Raw genomic sequence first — 16,879 nt, 5'->3', positions numbered from 1 at the left:
GTGATCGTGCGGCGGAGCCCGGCAGGCCGGGCCCGTGATTCGTCCTACCCGAATCCTGGCACCACGAGGACGAGCCACACCGCCGCGGGTACCACGGCCACCACGATCCCGCCGTACACCATCAGCTGGCGGAAGAAGCGCTCCCGGTCGACGTCGGGTGCGGCGGCCAGCACCAGCGCGCCGTTGGTCGAGAAGGGGCTGACGTCCACGACGGTGGCGGAGACGGCGAGCGCCGCGATCATGCCGACCGCGCCGATCTCCCCCTGGGCCAGGAACGGCACGGCGAGCGGAATCAGCGCGCCCATGATCCCGACGGAGGAGGCGAACGCGGAGATGATCGCGCCGATGTAGCAGAGCAGCAGGGCGGCGAGGAGCGGGACGCCGATGTCGGAGACGCCCTCACCGGCCCACTTGATGGTGCCCATCTCTTCGAGGACGCCGACGTAGGTCAGCACACCGCAGATCAGGAGCACGGTCGGCCAGGCGATCTCGCCGACGGCCCGGCGGCTGGACTCCGGCCAGAACGCGCTCAGGATCACGGCCAGCGTGATGGAGCTCAGGCCTGCGTCGAGGTCGAAGCCGAGCACGGCGACGACGAGGGCGACCAGCGCGGCCAGCGTGGCGATCTTGGCCGGATCGAGCCGGGAATCGTCCTCCTCCGCAGCCGACTTCGACTCCTCGTCCATGTCGCGACCGCTCAGCTTCAACCCGCCGAAGAGGACGAACACGATCCCGGCGATGATGACATTGGCGATCAGCGAGGCGAGGAAGAGGGCGACCTCGTTCCCCGGCAGGTCCTCGCGCTCCACGATGCCGTTGACGATGGAGCCGTAGATGCTGATCGGCGAGAAGCCGCCGCCCTGCGCCCCGTGCACCACCATGGCGCCCATCAGGAGCGGACTGATCGCGTACCGGGCGGCGAAGCTCAGGGCTATCGGCGCGACGATCGCCACGGCGGCCGGGCTGACCGCGCCGATCGCGGTGAGCGCCCCGGTGATCACGAACATCACCCAGGGGATCAGCGCGATCCGCCCGCGCACCAGGCGGATGGAGGCGTGCACGAGCCAGTCCGTGGTGCCGTTGGCGCGGGCGATCGCGAACAGATAGGTCACGCCGACCAGGACGACGAAGAGGTCGCCGGGGAAGCCGGCGAAGATGCCGTCCGCGTCGAGGTCGGCGGCGAGCTCACCGACCGCGAAGGCGGCGGCGAAGGCGAGCGCGCCCATGTTGATGGAGCGGGTGGTGGCGATCACGAAGACCACCACGAGTACGAGGATGGAGATGAGTTCGGCGGACATCGTGGGTTCCCGTCCCTGGGGCCGTCCTTTATTGGCCAAGTGGCTGAACCAATTTGGCTGTGGGCGGAACTCAGCGTCGGGGTATCGGTTTCGGCCGTCAAGAGATCGCGCACGAATTGGCTGGGCCAATTGGCCACTCGTCCACCGCGGCGGCCGCTGTTAGGCTGCGGAACCGTCGGCACGGGGACCGAAATACGGCGACGGGGGCCGAAATGGGGGGTTGGGATGTCTGACGCGCTGCGCCCCATGGGCAGGACGAGGCTGTACGAGCAGGTGCTCGACCGGCTGCGTGCCTACGTCGGGGAGGGCGGCCTGCGCTCCGGCGACCGGCTGCCCCCCGAGCGCGAACTGGCCCAGCGCCTCGGCGTGTCCCGCGCCTCCGTCAAGCAGGCCATCGTCGTACTCGAAGTGCAGGGCCTGGTCGAGGTGCGGCACGGCGGCGGCACCTATCTGGTCAAGGACAGCCTGGACGTCGAGCCGGTGGAGCGGCTCGTGGAGCGCAGGCGGCGGCTGCCCGACGTCCTGGAGGCGCGCGAGGCACTGGAGACCAAGCTCGCCGAACTGGCCGCCGAGCGCCGCACGGACGATGACCTGCGGGCGATGCGGGACGCCCTCGACACGATGGCGCGGGAGATCGAGGAGGGCCGGCACGGCACCGAGGGCGACCGGCTCTTCCACGCCGCCGTGACCGCCGCCGCGCACAGCGTGCTGCTCGCCGAGTTCATGCGCTCCATCGCCGAGCAGATCACCGAGAGCCGCAACGAGTCACTGCGCCAGGTGCGGCGCCCCGCCCGTTCCCTCGCCCAGCATCACGAGATCCTCGACGCGATCGAGGCGGGGCGCGGCCGTTCGGCGGCGGCCGCGATGCGCCGGCACGTGCGGACGGTCGCGAAGGTGCGGCTCCTGGACTGGAACCCGGAGGACGAGGAGAGCACCCCGGACCCCTCCGAGGTGTAGCACTCCGTCCGCCGCACAGGGCCCCCGGGCACCACCGAGCCCCCGGGCACCACCGGGCCCCCGGCGCCGAGGGCGGACTAGCGCCGCAGGCGGACGCGGGTCAGGAGGTCCTCTCCCGCGGGGCCGGAGCCCGACTTGTCCGCCACGTACGCGTGACCCTCGGCCACATGGACGTGATTGGGGTTGGCGCCGGTGGCCACGGACTTCACGACGGCTCCCTTGTACGGGTCGACGATCGTGACGGTCGCGCTCGTACGGTTGACCGCGAGGACGTGGCCCGAGCGCCGGTCGACGGCCACGGACTTGGTGCCCCCGCCGGTGGCCACGGACCGGGTGACCGCACCCTTGCGCAGGTCGACGACCGTGACGGTGCCGGAGGTCTGGTCGGCGGTGTAGGCGGTGCGGCCGTTGGCGGAGAGGGCGACCGAGAGCGATCCCTGCCCGGCCGGAATGAGCCGCGGGCTCTCGGCGCCGGGGGAGACCTCGATGATCCGGGCGCCGTGGTAGTCGGCGGCGTACACCGTGCCGGTCCGCTCGTTCAGGGCGAGGCCCGTCGGGCCGGCGCCGGGAACGGTGACGCGCTCCTTCTCCTTGAAGGTGCCGGAGTCGAACGCGACGAGGGTGCCGTCGCCGAAGGCGCTCGCCCACACCGTGTCGCGCCGCTCGTCGACGACTATCTCCCGGGCGTGGTTCACGCCCGGCAGCGACGCGAGGCGCTTGCCGGTGCGCTGGCTGTACACGGCGACGGAGTGGTCGCGGGTGTTCGTCGTCCAGACGGTGTTGTGCTCGTCGTCGACGGCGATTCCGTAGACCGACTCGACGGCGCCGGTGGCCGCGTCGGTGACCGGGGCCGCGTAGGACTTCTCCACCTTCAGCGTGTCCGGGTCGACTCTCAGCAGTCTGGAGTCCGTGACGGTGGCGGGCGGCATGCCCACGGAGGAGGTCATCCAGAGTGCGTCGTTCCGCTCGGAGTACGCGGACTGGTAGAGGCCTTGCCTGATCGGCACCGATACCGCGGACGAGCCGGTCCGCGCGGCATCGGGGTCGGTGCCGGCGGCTGCGGCGGTGGCGGCCGGGACCAGGGCGCCGCCCACGGCGAGCGACACGGTGATCGCGGTGGAACGGCGGGCCCGGCGGATGGTTGAGCTCATGCTGCGTCGATCTCCTTGGCAGAGGTGCCTCCGGAGGGAGGCACTCGCCGATCAACTTAGCCGAGCCTTACCTAATTAGTCATTGCCGCCGGGTCATCCCTGTCTCAGGTCAGGCAACCCGCGTGCGCGAGAGCCTGCTTGAGGAGAACACCGTGACCGCCCGGCATCTCGTTCTGGACGGTCACGGACGAGGCCTCCTGCGGACTGAACCAGGCCAGGTCGAGGGCGTCCTGGCGGGGACGGCAGTCGCCGGCCACCGGAACGATGTAGGCGAGGGACACCGCGTGCTGACGGGGGTCGTGGAACGGCGTGATGCCCTGCGTCGGGAAGTACTCGGCGATGGTGAAGGGCTGGAGCGCGGCCGGGACGCGGGGGAGCGCGGCGGGGCCGAGGTCCTTCTCCAGGTGGCGCAGCAGCGCGTCCCGGACCCGCTCGTGGTGCAGGACCCGGCCGGAGACGAGGGAGCGGCTGACCGCCCCGTCCCGCCCCATGCCCAAAAGCAGTCCGATGCTGGTGACTTCGCCGTTGTCGTCGACGCGCACCGGCACCGCCTCGACGTACAGGATCGGCATGCGTGCACGGGCCTGCTCGAGCTCGTCGGAGGTCAGCCAGCCGGGCGTGGTTTCGGTCGTGTCAGACATCGGCTGATCATACGTTCACTGGCTCCCGGCGTGCTGCTTCATCTTCACCCTGGAGCTTGGGTCAGGACGCGGGAGCGGGGGTCCTGGCCGAAGGCGAAGAGTGTGCGAGCGGGAGTGTATCCGGGAGAGCCGGGCATCAGTCCGCGTCCTTCACGGTCGGGGTGTCGGCTCCGGCCCGGTGCGCGGCGGGCTCGTCGCTCGCGCTACGGGTGCCGGACCACGCCTTCCAGAGCGCGGCGTAGGGCCCGGAGCCCTCGCGCAGTTCGTCGTGGGTGCCGCTCTCCACGATCCGGCCGCCCTCCATGACGACGATCCGGTCGGCGGTCGCGGCCTGGGTGAGGCGGTGCGCGACGACCAGCGCGGTGCGCCCCTCGATCGCCCGGCCCGCGGCCTTCTCCAGCAGCCGCGCGCCGGTGCTCCCGGCCTCCGCCGTCGCCTCGTCGAGCACGGCCACCGGGGGATCGGCCAGTATGAGGCGGGCCAGTGCCAGTTGCTGGACCCGGGCGGAGGTGAGCCGGTGGCCCCCGTCGCCCACCACGGTGTCCAGGCCATCGGGCAGCGCTTCGACCCAGTCGAGGGCTTCGACCTCGGTCAGTGCCGTGCGCAGCTCGTCGTCGGTGGCATCGGGGCGGGCCAGGCGCAGATCGTCCGCGAGGGACCCGGCGAAGACGTGCGTCTCCTGGGTGACCAGGGCGACCGGCAGGCCGTTGCCCCGCGTCGGGCTCCCGCTCAGATGCACGGAGCCGGAGGTCGGCCGGTGCACGCCCGCGATGAGCTTGGCCAGGGTGGTCTTGCCCGCGCCGCTCGGGCCGACCAGGGCGACCCGCTCGCCGGGACGCAGCGTGAGATCCACGTCGTGCAGGACGGGGCGGCCGGGCAGGTACGCGTGGTCGATGCCGATCACGGTGACCGTGCCGTCCGGCGCCGGACCGGCCGCCGCCGGGGCCTCCTGTACCGCAGCGGGTTCCGGGGTCTTCTCGTCGGCGACTCCGACGAGACGGGCGAGGGACGCTGTCGCCGACTGCGCGTCGTCGAGCAGGACGAGCGCGTTGTTGACCGGACCGAACAGGCTGTGGAAGTACAGCGCGGCGGCGGTCGCGGTGCCGATGGACACGGAGTCCGCGCGGACGAGGAGGAAGCCGGCGACGAGCACCGCGGCGAGGCCGGTGTACTCGGCGACGTGCAGGCGGTTGTAGAAGTCGAGGACCAGGCGTATGCCGCGCATCTTCAGCGTGACCGCGGTCGACGAACGCCGCGTCACCCGCTCGGTGTGCTCCTCCTCGATGCGAAAGCCCCGCACCGTGCCGGCGCCCGCGATGGTGTCGAGCAACTGCTGCTGCTGTGCCCCGGTGGCGATGCGCTGCTGGGCGTAGAGCGGAACGGCGTGGCGTACGTACCAGCGGGCGGTGGACGCCTGGACGGGCACCGCGAGGAGGGCCGCGACCAGGAAGCGCCAGTCGAGCGCCGCCATCGCGGCCAGCGTCAGGACGATGGTGAGAAGGGACCGGGCCAGCTCGGGCAGGGCGCTGCGCACCGCCTCGCCGACCACGGAGACATCCCGGGTCACCCGCGCGGTGAGGTCTCCCGCACCGGCCTTCTCCACCTGCTCCAGCGGCATCCGCAGCGCCTTCTCCACGAACCGCTCGCGCAGTTGCGCGAGAACGGTCTCGCCGAGCCGGGACACGAGGGACAGGCCGAGCGAGGTGGTTCCGCCGTGCACGAGGGCCACCAGGACGAGCAGGACGACCGGCAGCGTGAGGTCGCCGGGCTGACGCTGCTCGGCCACCAGGTCCACGATGCGGCCGAGGATCGGCTGGACGAGCAGCCCCACGCCGGTCGCCGCGATCATCACCGCGAAGCCGCCGACGGCGAGGCCGCGGTGCGGACGCACCAGTTCGCGGACCGCGGCCCGGGTGCGGGGCGCGGTGGCGGTGGGGAGCAGCTCGCGGGTGTCCGTCTGCTGCTCTGCCGAGGGCTCGTTCATGACAACACCGCCGTGCGATAGGCCTCGTGACGCTGGATCAGGTTTGCGTGCGGGGCCGTGTCGGTGACCCGGCCCTCGTCAAGGAGCGCCACCCGGTCGGTGACCGCGAGCAGTGCGGGACTCGTCGTCACCAGGACCGTGGTGCGTCCCTTGCGGATCTCGCGGAGTCCGGCGGCGATGCGGGCCTCGGTCACGGCGTCGACCGCGGTGGTCGGATCGTGCACCACGAGGACCGGCCGCTCGGCGGCCAGGGCGCGTGCCAGGGCGACGCGTTGCCGCTGGCCGCCCGAGAGCGAGTGGCCGCGTTCGCCGACCGGCGTGTGCTCGCCGTCGGCCAGGGTCTGGGCGACCTGGGTCACTCCGGCCGCCGCCATGGCCTGTTCCGGGTCGCCGCCGTCGGGCGCGGCGGCGGCGACGTTCTCGCGGACGGTGCCTTCGAAGAGGTCCGCGTCGTGTGCGGCGACCAGCATCGCCGTACGCAGCTCGGCCGGGTCGAAGTCCCGCAGGGCGATGCCGTCCAGCTCCAGGGTGCCGGCGTCGGGGTCGGTGTGCCGGGCGAGGCAGCGCATCAGGTCGTTCGCGTGCGCGGGGTCGGTCGCGACCACGCCGAGCAGCTCGCCGGGCGCGATGTCCAGGTCCACTCCGCGCAGTCCGCCGTGCCGTACGCCCGTGAGGCGGACCGCGCCGCGTACCGGCTGGGGCAGGCCGCGGCCGCCGGCGGCGATGGCGGGCGGCGTGGCGATGACCTCCGCGACGCGGCCGGCCGACGCCCGGCCCTGGGCGAGCTCGGCGTTGACCCAGGAGAGCGTCTCCAAGGGGCCGACGAGGAAGAGCGCGAGCCCGACCGCCGAGACCAGCTCGCCGAGGCTGATGCTGCCCCCGGCGGCCAGCCTGCCGCCCACCAGGGCGACGACGGCGATCAGGCATCCGGTGAGCGCGAGGACGACACCGCTCTGGAAGGCCTGTGCGCGTGCCGCCTTCAGGGTGGCCCCGAGGGAGTCGCGGCTTGTGGTGCGGTAGCGGGCGATGGCCGCGGACTCGCCGCCGATGCCCTTGAGTATCCGCAGGCCCGACACCAGGTCGGCGGCGATGGCCGACGCGTGGGCGGCACGTTCCTGCTCGGCCTCGCTGCGGCTTTCCAGGGGCTTGCTCAGAAGGTGGCCGAGCCAGAGCAGGACCGGCGTGCCGAGCAGGACGACGAGGCCGAGCGTCGGTGACATGCGCAGCAGGACGACGGCGCAGGTGAGGATGCCGGTCAGGGCGGAGATGCCGGACATCACGGCCATGTTGACGGCGCCGACCCGCTTGGCGTCCTCGGTCGCGATGTTGGCGAGGACTCCGGGCAGCCGGCCGTCCTCGGCGCCGCCGCCGGGGTCGAGCACGCGTCGTACGAGCGAGATGCGCAGGGTGTGCTCGGCGCGGGCCGCGGCACGTTCACCGGCCATGGCGCCGAAGCGGAAGCTCAGGGCGAGTGCCACATAGCCCACGGCGAGGACGCCTAGGCAGATCAGCAGGGCGCCGGTGTCGGAGTCGGTGACGGCCTGGTCGATCGCGACGCCGATCAGGACGGGGACGAGCGCCTCGCCTATCTGGTGGCCGGAACCGAGCAGGGCGCCGACGGCGACGTCGCGCCGCTGCCCCCGTATCGACTCTCTCAGGACGTCCCGCCCCGACGGACTTGATGTACTCACCCGCCACCCTCTCCAGGCCGGACAACGAAAATACAAGTGAGGGTACCCTAACTTTTCGGCCGTCGCCGGTGAGAACTCCCGCCACTGCCGCCGCCTCCCGGATCGGGCTCCCGCGCCCTCTGGGCTTCCTCCCGGATCAGGCCCTCGCGCCCCCTAGGCTTCCTCCCGGCAACGGCACCGGCACCTACCCCCTGGAGCGCACACCGTGTTCGACCCCGCACCCGAGTACCCGTATCCCGACGGTCACCGTCCGGACGAGGCGCCGGAGCCGCACCCGCTGCTCGCGCCCGTGCTCGGTCTCCTGGGCAGCTGGCACGGCCGGGGCCAGGGCGAATACCCCACCATCGAGGCGGACTTCACTTACGCCCAGGAGGTCACCTTCAGCCATGACGGCCGCCCCTTCCTCCGTTACGAGGCGCGGGCCTGGCTCCTCGACGCCGACGACGCGCCGCTGCGGCCCTCCGCACGGGAGAGCGGCTGGTGGCGGCTCCAGCCCGATGGCCGGGTGGAGGCACTGATCACCCAGCCGACCGGCATCGCCGAGATCACGGTGGGCCGCGCGGCCGACGGCGCGATCGACCTCTCCACCCACGAGGTGGCCCGCACCCCCACGGCCAAGGAAGTGGAGGCCACCCGCCGCCGCTACGAACTGACGGACGCCGACACCCTCACGTTCGTCCACGATCTCGCGGCGGTCGGTCAGCCGTTGCAGCACCACCTCTCGGCGCGGCTCCACCGCCGGGGGTAGAGGCGCCGCGTAGACGCACCGCACAGACGCACCGCGCAGACCGCATGCACGTGGCCCGAAAGCGGCCTTGACCGGGTCTCGCCAAAGTCTATGGTCTGGACTAATCGGCCATCGCGAACATCTGGCCCCGGCACTTCACGCACACCCCCACCACAGCGCCGTGAAGGAGTACGCATGCACAGGAAGCGGAAGTTGGCCGCCATGATCGGTGCGGGCCTCGCACCGGTCCTCGCCCTCACCCTGCCGACCGGCTCGGCCAGCGCGCACGGATACGTCAACGCACCGGCCAGCCGGCAGGCGCAGTGCGCCTCGGGCGTGGTCTCGTGCGGCGAGATCAAATGGGAACCGCAGAGCGTCGAGGGCCCCAAGGGCCTGCGCAGTTGCAGCGGCGGCAACGCCAGGTTCGCCGAGCTCAACGACGACAACAAGGGATGGAAGGTCAGCAACGTCAGCAGGACGCAGACCTTCACCTGGACGTTCACCGCCCGGCACCGCACCGCGAACTACGAGTACTTCGTCGACGGCACGAAGGTCGCGACCATAGACGGCGGCAACCAGCAGCCCCCGGCCACCGTCTCGCACCAGGTCAACCTCGGCAGCGCCACCGGCAGGCACAAGGTGCTCGCCGTCTGGAACATCGGCGACACGTCGAACGCCTTCTACGCGTGCATCGACGTGAACATCCGCTAGAACCCGCACACGGCGACCGAACCCGCACAGGGCATGCAGAACCGCGCAGGGCATGCAGCGGTGACGGAAATCTCTCCGGTCATGGCCCTATGAACTGATACGCCCTCTGGCTACCCTCCGCCGCATGATTTCCACGGTTGTCTGGGGTACCGGAAATGTCGGCCGAGCGGCGATCCGCGCCGTCGAGGCTCACCCGGCGCTGAAGCTCACGGCCGTGCTCGTCCACAGTCCGGGGAAGGTCGGCCGCGACGCGGCCGACCTCGCCGGTCTCGAGGGGCGACTGGGCGTCACGGCCACCGACGACATCGACGCGGTCCTGGCCGCCTCGCCCGGGGCCGTGGTGTACGCGGCCTCCGGCGATCTGCGTCCCGACGAGGCACTCGACGACATCGGCAGGGCGATCCGGGCCGGAGCCGTCGTCGTCACCCCCGCCCTGTACGCGCTCTACGACCAGCGCAACGCCCCGCCCGAGCTGCGCGACCCGCTCGTCGCCGCGGTCGCCGAAGGCGGCGGCTCCCTCTTCGTGTCCGGCGTCGACCCCGGCTGGGGCAACGACGTACTGCCGCTGCTGGTCAGCGGACTCGGCAGCACCGTCGACGCGATCCGCTGCCAGGAGATCTTCGACTACTCCACGTACGACCAGGAGGATTCCGTACGCCACCTGATCGGCATGGGGCACCCGATGGACTACGAGCCCCTGATGCTCGCCGAGACCGTCCCGACCATGGTGTGGGGCGGGCAGATCCGGCTGATGGCAAGGGCGCTCGGCGTCGAACTCGACGACATGCGCGAGACGTTGGAGCGCCGCGCGCTCGACGCCCCGGTGAGCACACGGACGATGGGCGACTTCGAGGCGGGCACCCAGGGCGCGGTGCGGTTCGAGGTGCAGGGCATCGTCGGGGGCGTACCCCGCATCGTCATCGAGCACGTCACCCGCATCCACCCCTCCTGCGCACCGGACTGGCCGACGCCGCCCGACGGCGGCGCGGGCGCGCACCGGGTGATCATCGAGGGCCGGCCGCGCATCGAGGTCACGGTCGAGGCCACCGACGAGGGCGAGAACCGGTCAGCGGGCGGCAACGCCACCGCGGTCGGCCGTCTGGTCGGCGCCATCGACTGGCTCGTGGCGGCGGAACCCGGACTCTACGACGCGCTCGACATCCCCCTGCGCCCCGCGACCGGCAAGCTCGGAAGGAGCAAGCAATGAGCGCAATGCACATCGACATCCCCGAGGGGCAGGAGCCGATCGGGTACGTGTGGGGCGACATGGTCCCCGGCATCGGCATGGCCGCGGCGAACTTCTCCCTTTCGGTGTACGAGCACACGACCCTGGGGCTGCGGGAGTTCGAGGCCGCCCGGCTGCGCGTCGCGCAGATCAACGGGTGTCTGTTCTGCCTCGACTGGCGGACCGAACGCGAGGGGCGGAAGGTCGAGGAGGAGTTCGCGGAGGCGGTGACCCAGTGGCGCACCACCGACGCCTTCGACGACCGGACACGCCTGGCCGCCGAGTACGCCGAGCGGTACGCCCTGGATCACCATGGCCTCGACGAGGAGTTCTGGACGCGGATGACCGCGCACTACAGCCAGCGCGAGATCGTGGAACTGAGCATGAGCATCGGTTCCTGGCTGGCGTTCGGCCGGCTCAACCACGTGCTCGGCCTCGACGCGGTCTGCGTCCTGCCGGGGCACTGAGGGGAACTGTGCCGAGCGGCACTGTGGGGCACTGAGCGGCACTGTGGGGCACTGCGAGGCGCGGCTACAGATCGGTCGCGATGATCTTCTCGATGTTCCGCTCGGCGAGCGCCGTGATGGTGACGAACGGGTTGACGCTCGTGTTGCCGGGGATGAGCGAGCCGTCGATGACGTAGAGCCCCGAATAGCCGTGCAGGCGACCGTAGTTGTCGGTCGCCTTGTTCAGGACCGCGCCGCCCAGCGGGTGGTACGTGAGGTGGTCGCCCCAGATCTTGTACGTGCCGAACAGATCGGTGCGGTAGATCGTCCCTTCCTTCGAGTTGATTTTGTCGAAGATGGTCTTGGCGGCGTCGATCGACGGCTGCTTCCAGGCCGTCTGCCAGTTCAGCTCGACCTTGCCCGCCGCGGCATGCCAGGAGAACGCGGCGCGGTTCGGGTTCTTGGTGATCGAGAGGTAGAACGAGGCGTACGTCTCGATGCCGGTGGGCAGCGGTGCGACCTCGGCGAAGGCGCCGCCCGCCGCCCAGTTGTCGATGCCGCCCGTGGGGATGGCCGACTGGACCTTGCCGGTGGCGTCCCACATGTGGTTGGCGCGGCCGCACATGACGTTGCCGTTGTCGCCCCAGCCCTTGCCGATCTCGCCGTTGAGGTTCGGCAGCGCGCCGGTGGCTTTCAGTTTGACGAGGAGTTTGCTGGTACCGACGCTGCCGGCGGCGAAGAACACCTTGTCCGCGGTCACGGACTTGGTGGCGGTGGTGGTGCCGCCGGTGTCGAGCTGCTCGATGACGACGGTGTAGCCGCCGCCGGACGCGGGGCGGACCGAAGTCACCTTGTGCAGCGGGGAGATGGTGACCTTGCCGGTCGCGGTGGCCTTGGCGATGTAGGTCTTCTGGAGTGACTTCTTGCCGTAGTTGTTGCCGTAGAGGATCTCGCCGCTGACAGCCGACTTGGGGACCGTTCCTGCCGCCTCCTGCTTCATGTAGTCCCAGTCATAGACGCCGGGCACGAAGATGAACGGGAAGCCGGAACGCTGGGCGTGCTTACGGCCGACCCGCGAGTACTGGTAGCAGTCGACGCCGTCGAACCAGGCCGGGTCGATGGCGCTGACGCCGAGACCGGCGTTGGCGCGCGGATAGTAGGTGGAGTACATCTCGTCGGCGCTGACCGACGGGAGGATGGCGCCGAAGTTCTCGCGCTTGGGCGTGACCGCCATGCCGCCGTTGACCAGGGAGCCGCCGCCGACGCCACGGCCCTGGTAGACGATGATCCCGCCCATCTCCTCGGCGTCGAGGATGCCGGTGTAGCGGGGGATGGTCTTGTCGATCGGGAAGCCGAGGAAGTTGCTCAAGGGCTGTTTGGTCTTGGTGCGCAGCCAGTAGGAGCGGCCGTCGGGCGAGGTCGTGTGGGCGAAGATCTTGCCGTCCGAGCCGGGGGTGTCCCAGGCCATGCCCATCTCGATCATGTGGACGTCGACGCCGCCCTGGGCCAGGCGCAGGGCGGCGACGGAGCCGCCGTACCCGGTGCCGATGATCAGTACGGGGACGCGGGCCCCGTCGCCGATGGGTCCGGCCGCGGCCGTGGACTGTTCGCGGGCGGTTGCGGGGAGTGCCTGAGCGGAGAGCGTGACGGCGCCAAGAATAGAACCAGTTCCAGCAATGAATCTTCGACGCGTCACACCCTCTGAGCCATCAATACGCATGGTGGTGCCACTCATGTGATGTTCCTCACTCTCGTAGGAATGGGAACGAGTTCTACTGCTACTGGCGCATTAAGTCACTGCATACCTAGAGGTAACTTCTGTCCGATCTTGTACCAATGCGCGAATGCTTGTAAAGGAGTCTTTCTAAAGATAGCTTTACATCATGCCCGAGACCCCCGAGACCCCCGAGCCGGCCGATGCGGCCGATGCGGCCGGGAGCGGCGCCCCGCCCCGCAGCATCCGCCTCACCGACCCCCGCGCCCTGCGCGCCTACGCCCACCCCACCCGCATGACCCTGGTCGGCCTGCTGCGGCGCAGCGGCCCCTTCACGGCCACCCGCGCCGCCGAGCTGACCGGCGAGTCCGTCGCCAGCTGCTCGTACCACCTCCGGATCCTCGCGAAGTACGGACTCGTCGAGGTGGCGCCCGGCGGCCGGGGGCGCGAGAAGCCCTGGCGGGCGACCGCCCGGTTCACCGACTGGCCCGGCTACAGCGAGGACGCGACCGTGGCCGAGGCCTCGGACGCGCTGAGCGCGGCGGTCGCCCGGCGGTACTTCGACCGTGCCGTCGGGGCCATGGAGCAGCGGCACCGGCTGCCGCGCGCCTGGCGCGAGGCCGAGCAGTTCACCGACTCGCTCCTCCATCTCACCCCCGAGGAGTTGACGGAGATCGGCGAGCGCATCGAGGCACTGCTGCAGCCCTACGAGGACCGGGCGGCGGACGAGCGCCCCGGGAACACGCGGCCCGTCAGCGTGCTGCGGCTCGCCTTCGTGGACCGGGAGATCCCCGGGGAGGTTCCGGACGGGGCGGACGCACCGGACGAGGCAGCCCCGGACGGGGGCGCCGCGAACAGGGACGCCCCGGACGGGGGAGTCGCGGACGGCGGCGGGTCGGGGAACGGCCGGTGAAGATACGGGAGCGCTTACCCGTCCTGCTGCGCGAACAGAGCTTCAGGCGCTACTGGACCGGACAGACGATCTCGCTCATCGGCGACGAGATCTCGCTGATCGCCATCCCGCTCGCCGCCGTCCTCGTCCTCGGCGCCGACGCCGCCGATATGGGCTGGCTGAAGGTCGCGGGCCTGCTGCCCACGCTGCTCCTCAGCCTGCCGCTCGGCGCGTGGGCCGACCGGCAGGCCCGGCGCAGACGCGCCATGATCGCCGCCGACCTGGCCCGCGCGGCGCTGGTCCTGACCCTGCCTCTGGCCCATCTGCTCGACGCCCTCACGCTCGGGCAGCTCTACGTGATCGCCTTCGGGGTCGGCGCGCTGACCGTGCTCTTCGACGTCTGCAACGCCACCCTGTTCGTGTCCCTCGTGCCGCCCGAGCGCTATGTGCAGGCCAACTCCCTGCTCAGCGGCAGCCGTTCGATGTCCTGGCTGGCGGGGCCCGGAGCGGGCGGCCTACTGGTGCAGTTCCTCACCGCTCCCTTCGCCCTGGTCGCCGACGCCCTCACCTATCTGGTCTCGGCCCGCCGGCTCTCCGCCATCAAGCCCGTCGAGCCCGAACCCGAGCCGGTCACCAAAGGGCACTTCACGGCGGGGCTGCGCTGGGTCGTCAAGGAGCCGACGATGCGTGCGCTGTTCGCGTGGTCAGGGACCATCCAGTTCTTCAACTTCATGTTCCATACGCTCTTCGTGCTCTACGCGACGGTCGAACTCGGCCTGGGCGCGGGCGTTCTCGGCGCGATACTCGGCGCGGGAGCCGTCGGCGGACTGATCGGCGCGGCGTGCAGCGGCCGGCTCGTGCGCCGCTTCGGCATCGGGGCGTCCGTCATCGGCGGCTCCCTGGGATTCACGGTGCCCCTGCTGCTCATACCGCTCGCGGACGGCCCGCTGCCGCTGGTCGTCGGCACGCTCTTCGTCGCCGAATTCCTCTCCTGCGTCGGCGTGATGGTCGTCGACATCCCGGCCGCATCGCTCCAGACGGCCCTGATCCCGCGCGCCATCCGGTCACGGGTCATGGGCGCCTACCGCACCTTGAACCACGGCTTCCGCCCGCTCGGCGCGCTGGCGGGCGGCGTGCTCGGCACGGCGATCGGATTGCGCCCGACGCTCTGGATCGGCACGGCGGGCGCTGTCATGGCGGTGCTGTGGCTGCTGCCGTCACCGGTGCCGGCCACCCGCGAGCTGCCGGAGCCCGCCGACCGGGACACCGTGCCCGCCTAGCTGCCCCAACTGCCTTACGCCAAAGGCCTGTTGCGCGAACCATTGACATCCCCCCGGGCCACGCGGAGACGCTCACGGTGCCCGCCGCGGCGCGGGTGCGAGCCCCGGTGAGAGCCGTCCCGGACATCGCCGTGCGCGTGCGGGAGAGCGAGAGTCGGGCGGCCCTGGTGCTTGACGAGGCCCGGGCCGCTCTCGGTACTGTCCTGGCCCCGCGCGTACGTGACTTCGGCCCTGCCCCGGGCATCGGCCCCGGTGATGCCCTGGTGAGACCGTGCCGGGGCGCGCCGGGCGCGAACGCGGTGTTTGTCGGGGCGGCTGAGCATGCCGGTGTTGCGGGCGTCGAGGGTGGCCCGGGAGGCCCGGCAGAGAGGACGACACGTGACGATGCCCGAACCGCGTTCCCCCGCGGACAGCCCGCCCACCCTGCGGGACGTCGCGCAGCGGGCGGGCGTCAGTGCCATGACCGCGTCCAGGGCCCTGCGCGACGATCCCGGCGTCCTCGCGGCCACCAGGGAACGCGTCCGCGCCGGAGCGGACGAGCTCGGCTACCGGCCCGACGAAGCGGCCCGCGACCTCCGCCCGGGAAGTGGCACCGGCCTGGTCGGGGTCGTCGTCACGAACCTCGCCAACCCCTTCTACTCGCGCCTGGCCCTCGGCGTGGACTCCGTCATGGCGGGCGAGGGGTTCAAGACCGTCATCGGGAACACCGGCCAGGACCTGGACAGCGAGCGCGAACTCGTCGCCGGCCTGGTGGCCCGGCGCGTCGACGGCATCATCGCCGTCCCCGCCGCGGCCGATCAGCGCCATCTCGCCGCCGCGGCGGCCGACGGCGTGCCCGTGGTGCTCGCCAGCCGGCCGCCCGAAGGGTTCGAGGCCGACTGCGTCCTGGTCGACGACTTCGGCGGGGCCCGCGCCGCCACCGCCCGGCTGATCACCCGCGGCCACCGCCGGATCGGCTTCATCGGCTCGCCGCCCGCCGTCTACACCGGCACCGAGCGCCTGCGCGGATACGCCGCCGCCCTTGCCGCCCACGGCATCCCCTTCGACGACAGCCGCGTACGGCAGGGGCAGACCGAGCCGCGCGAGGCCCGGCGCGCCGCGGCCGAACTGCTCGCGCTGCCCGAGCCGCCCACCGCGCTGTTCTGCTCCAACAACCGCAACACGATCGGGGCGTTCCGCGCCATTCGCGCGTCCGGTACCGACACCGCGCTCGCGGGCTTCGACGACTTCGAACTCGCCGACTCGCTCGGCCTGCCGCTCACGCTCGTCGCGTACGACAGCGACGAAGTGGGCCGGGCGGCGGGCCGGCTCCTCGCCCACCGGCTGCGACGGACGGACCCCGAGAACGAAAAGAAGTCGGCGCTCGGCTCGATACAGCGCATCGTGACTCCCACCAGCCTGGTGGAGTACGGCAGTTGAGGCTCGCGCGGGCGCGAGGGCCTCAGGCCTGGCCGCCCGTCGCCGGTTCCGCCTCGGCGCCCGCCCTGCGGCGCTGCCGCGAGGCCCGCAGGTTCGCGGCGTTTCCGCAGTCGCGGGTGGAGTGCCAGACGCCGCTGTTGTTGCGCGAGCGGTCGTAGAACGCCGTGGCGCAGCGTTCGTTGCGGCAGATCTTCAGGCGCCGCCACTCGCCGGTCGTCTGGGCGAGCAGCGCCTCGCACAGCACGGCCGAGGTCAGCCAGCGCCAGCCCTCGCCCTCGGGCTCGGTGGTCAGGGCGGCGTCGCCGTGCAGGCTGACCTGGAGGGCGCACGAGGTGAAGCGCGCGGTGCCGTTGTCGCCGCCGTCACCATCGCCGTCGTCGCCGTCACTGGCGCCGCCGGTGCTGCCGCACCGCGAGTGCAGGGCCCTGCGCAGCTGTTCGCGCAGCTGCCGCAGCTTGGGCAGGTCCTCCTCGGTGAGCGTGAGCCGCACCGCCGTGCGCCCCGTCCGCTCGGCCCAGGTGGGAAGCGCCGCGGAGATCCAGGCCTGCGCGGCCGCCACGTCCCCGAGGAGATCGGCGTCGGGTGCGCCGCCGGAAGGCGCGGTGTTCAGGATGTCCTGCACGAGACCCAGGCCGCCGGGAACGGCGGTGGGGAAGTAGCGCTCGGTGGCAGGCCAGGTCATGGACACAGCTTACGCGACCCCCGGCGACAGCAGCGTATGGACTTGGCTGCTGTCGCCGGAA

Annotated in this window: 15 protein-coding genes; 8 read left to right on the top strand and 7 right to left on the bottom strand. The window is 71.5% G+C overall.

What is annotated here, in order from left to right:
* Positions 1 to 44: 44 nt before the first annotated feature.
* Positions 45 to 1,298 carry an SLC13 family permease gene (locus IE226_RS30585; RefSeq protein WP_190084649.1) on the bottom strand — a complete coding sequence of 418 codons (1,254 nt, stop codon included), beginning with the start codon at positions 1,296 to 1,298 and terminating at the stop codon, positions 45 to 47.
* 225 nt (positions 1,299 to 1,523) lie between these two features.
* On the opposite strand from IE226_RS30585, the gene IE226_RS30580 reads away from it, so the two are divergent.
* Positions 1,524 to 2,255 (top strand): FadR/GntR family transcriptional regulator, encoded by a 732-nt coding sequence (locus IE226_RS30580; RefSeq protein ID WP_190084648.1) that lies wholly within the window; start codon positions 1,524 to 1,526, stop codon positions 2,253 to 2,255.
* 77 nt (positions 2,256 to 2,332) lie between these two features.
* Here the strand turns inward: IE226_RS30580 and IE226_RS30575 are convergent, their stop codons facing one another.
* From IE226_RS30575 to IE226_RS30560, 4 genes are all read right to left on the bottom strand, one after another.
* The gene (locus tag IE226_RS30575; protein ID WP_190084647.1) at positions 2,333 to 3,406 is read right to left on the bottom strand and encodes a YncE family protein; all 1,074 of its coding nucleotides are present in this window, start codon (positions 3,404 to 3,406) and stop codon (positions 2,333 to 2,335) included.
* Between the two features lie 104 nt (positions 3,407 to 3,510).
* Positions 3,511 to 4,047 (bottom strand): NUDIX hydrolase family protein, encoded by a 537-nt coding sequence (locus IE226_RS30570; protein WP_190084646.1) that lies wholly within the window; start codon positions 4,045 to 4,047, stop codon positions 3,511 to 3,513.
* Positions 4,048 to 4,183: 136 nt separating this feature from the next.
* Positions 4,184 to 6,031 (bottom strand): ABC transporter ATP-binding protein, encoded by a 1,848-nt coding sequence (locus tag IE226_RS30565; RefSeq protein WP_190084645.1) that lies wholly within the window; start codon positions 6,029 to 6,031, stop codon positions 4,184 to 4,186.
* On the bottom strand, positions 6,028 to 7,722 hold the full coding sequence (locus tag IE226_RS30560; RefSeq protein WP_190084644.1) for an ABC transporter ATP-binding protein: 1,695 nt from the start codon (positions 7,720 to 7,722) through the stop codon (positions 6,028 to 6,030). The genes IE226_RS30565 and IE226_RS30560 overlap by 4 nt, the downstream gene beginning before the upstream one ends.
* A gap of 205 nt (positions 7,723 to 7,927) precedes the next feature.
* Here IE226_RS30560 and IE226_RS30555 point away from each other — a divergent pair, with 205 nt between their 5' ends.
* From IE226_RS30555 to IE226_RS30540, 4 genes are all read left to right on the top strand, one after another.
* The gene (locus IE226_RS30555) at positions 7,928 to 8,470 is read left to right on the top strand and encodes a nitrobindin family protein (protein WP_190084643.1); all 543 of its coding nucleotides are present in this window, start codon (positions 7,928 to 7,930) and stop codon (positions 8,468 to 8,470) included.
* A gap of 174 nt (positions 8,471 to 8,644) precedes the next feature.
* On the top strand, positions 8,645 to 9,160 hold the full coding sequence (locus tag IE226_RS30550) for a lytic polysaccharide monooxygenase auxiliary activity family 9 protein (RefSeq protein WP_190084642.1): 516 nt from the start codon (positions 8,645 to 8,647) through the stop codon (positions 9,158 to 9,160).
* Positions 9,161 to 9,284: 124 nt separating this feature from the next.
* Complete coding sequence (locus IE226_RS30545; RefSeq protein ID WP_190084641.1) at positions 9,285 to 10,367, top strand: NAD(P)H-dependent amine dehydrogenase family protein; 1,083 nt, start codon at positions 9,285 to 9,287, stop codon at positions 10,365 to 10,367.
* Between the two features lie 5 nt (positions 10,368 to 10,372).
* On the top strand, positions 10,373 to 10,852 hold the full coding sequence (locus IE226_RS30540) for a carboxymuconolactone decarboxylase family protein (protein WP_190084699.1): 480 nt from the start codon (positions 10,373 to 10,375) through the stop codon (positions 10,850 to 10,852).
* 64 nt (positions 10,853 to 10,916) lie between these two features.
* Here the strand turns inward: IE226_RS30540 and IE226_RS30535 are convergent, their stop codons facing one another.
* A complete protein-coding gene (locus tag IE226_RS30535) occupies positions 10,917 to 12,566 on the bottom strand; it encodes a GMC oxidoreductase (RefSeq protein ID WP_190084640.1) in 1,650 nt (549 codons plus the stop codon).
* 148 nt (positions 12,567 to 12,714) lie between these two features.
* Here IE226_RS30535 and IE226_RS30530 point away from each other — a divergent pair, with 148 nt between their 5' ends.
* The 3 genes from IE226_RS30530 to IE226_RS30520 all read left to right on the top strand — a co-directional run bounded on the left by IE226_RS30530 (position 12,715) and on the right by IE226_RS30520 (position 16,136).
* Positions 12,715 to 13,458, top strand: coding sequence for a winged helix-turn-helix domain-containing protein (locus tag IE226_RS30530; RefSeq protein WP_190084639.1), 744 nt, complete (start codon positions 12,715 to 12,717; stop codon positions 13,456 to 13,458).
* Positions 13,455 to 14,717, top strand: coding sequence for an MFS transporter (locus IE226_RS30525; RefSeq protein ID WP_190084638.1), 1,263 nt, complete (start codon positions 13,455 to 13,457; stop codon positions 14,715 to 14,717). Before IE226_RS30530 ends, IE226_RS30525 begins: the two co-directional genes overlap by 4 nt.
* 384 nt (positions 14,718 to 15,101) lie before the next feature.
* The gene (locus tag IE226_RS30520; protein WP_190084698.1) at positions 15,102 to 16,136 is read left to right on the top strand and encodes a LacI family DNA-binding transcriptional regulator; all 1,035 of its coding nucleotides are present in this window, start codon (positions 15,102 to 15,104) and stop codon (positions 16,134 to 16,136) included.
* A 22-nt stretch (positions 16,137 to 16,158) separates the two neighbouring features.
* On the opposite strand, the gene IE226_RS30515 is transcribed toward IE226_RS30520, so the two are convergent.
* Positions 16,159 to 16,818, bottom strand: coding sequence for a CGNR zinc finger domain-containing protein (locus IE226_RS30515; RefSeq protein WP_190084637.1), 660 nt, complete (start codon positions 16,816 to 16,818; stop codon positions 16,159 to 16,161).
* Positions 16,819 to 16,879: the final 61 nt, after the last annotated feature.

Origin of the sequence: Streptomyces longisporoflavus (genome assembly GCF_014649775.1) — a bacterium.
GTDB classification, from domain to species: Bacteria; Actinomycetota; Actinomycetes; order Streptomycetales; family Streptomycetaceae; genus Streptomyces; species Streptomyces longisporoflavus.
Note: the sequence above shows the minus strand (reverse complement) of the source record. Positions and strands in the feature narration are given on the sequence as shown.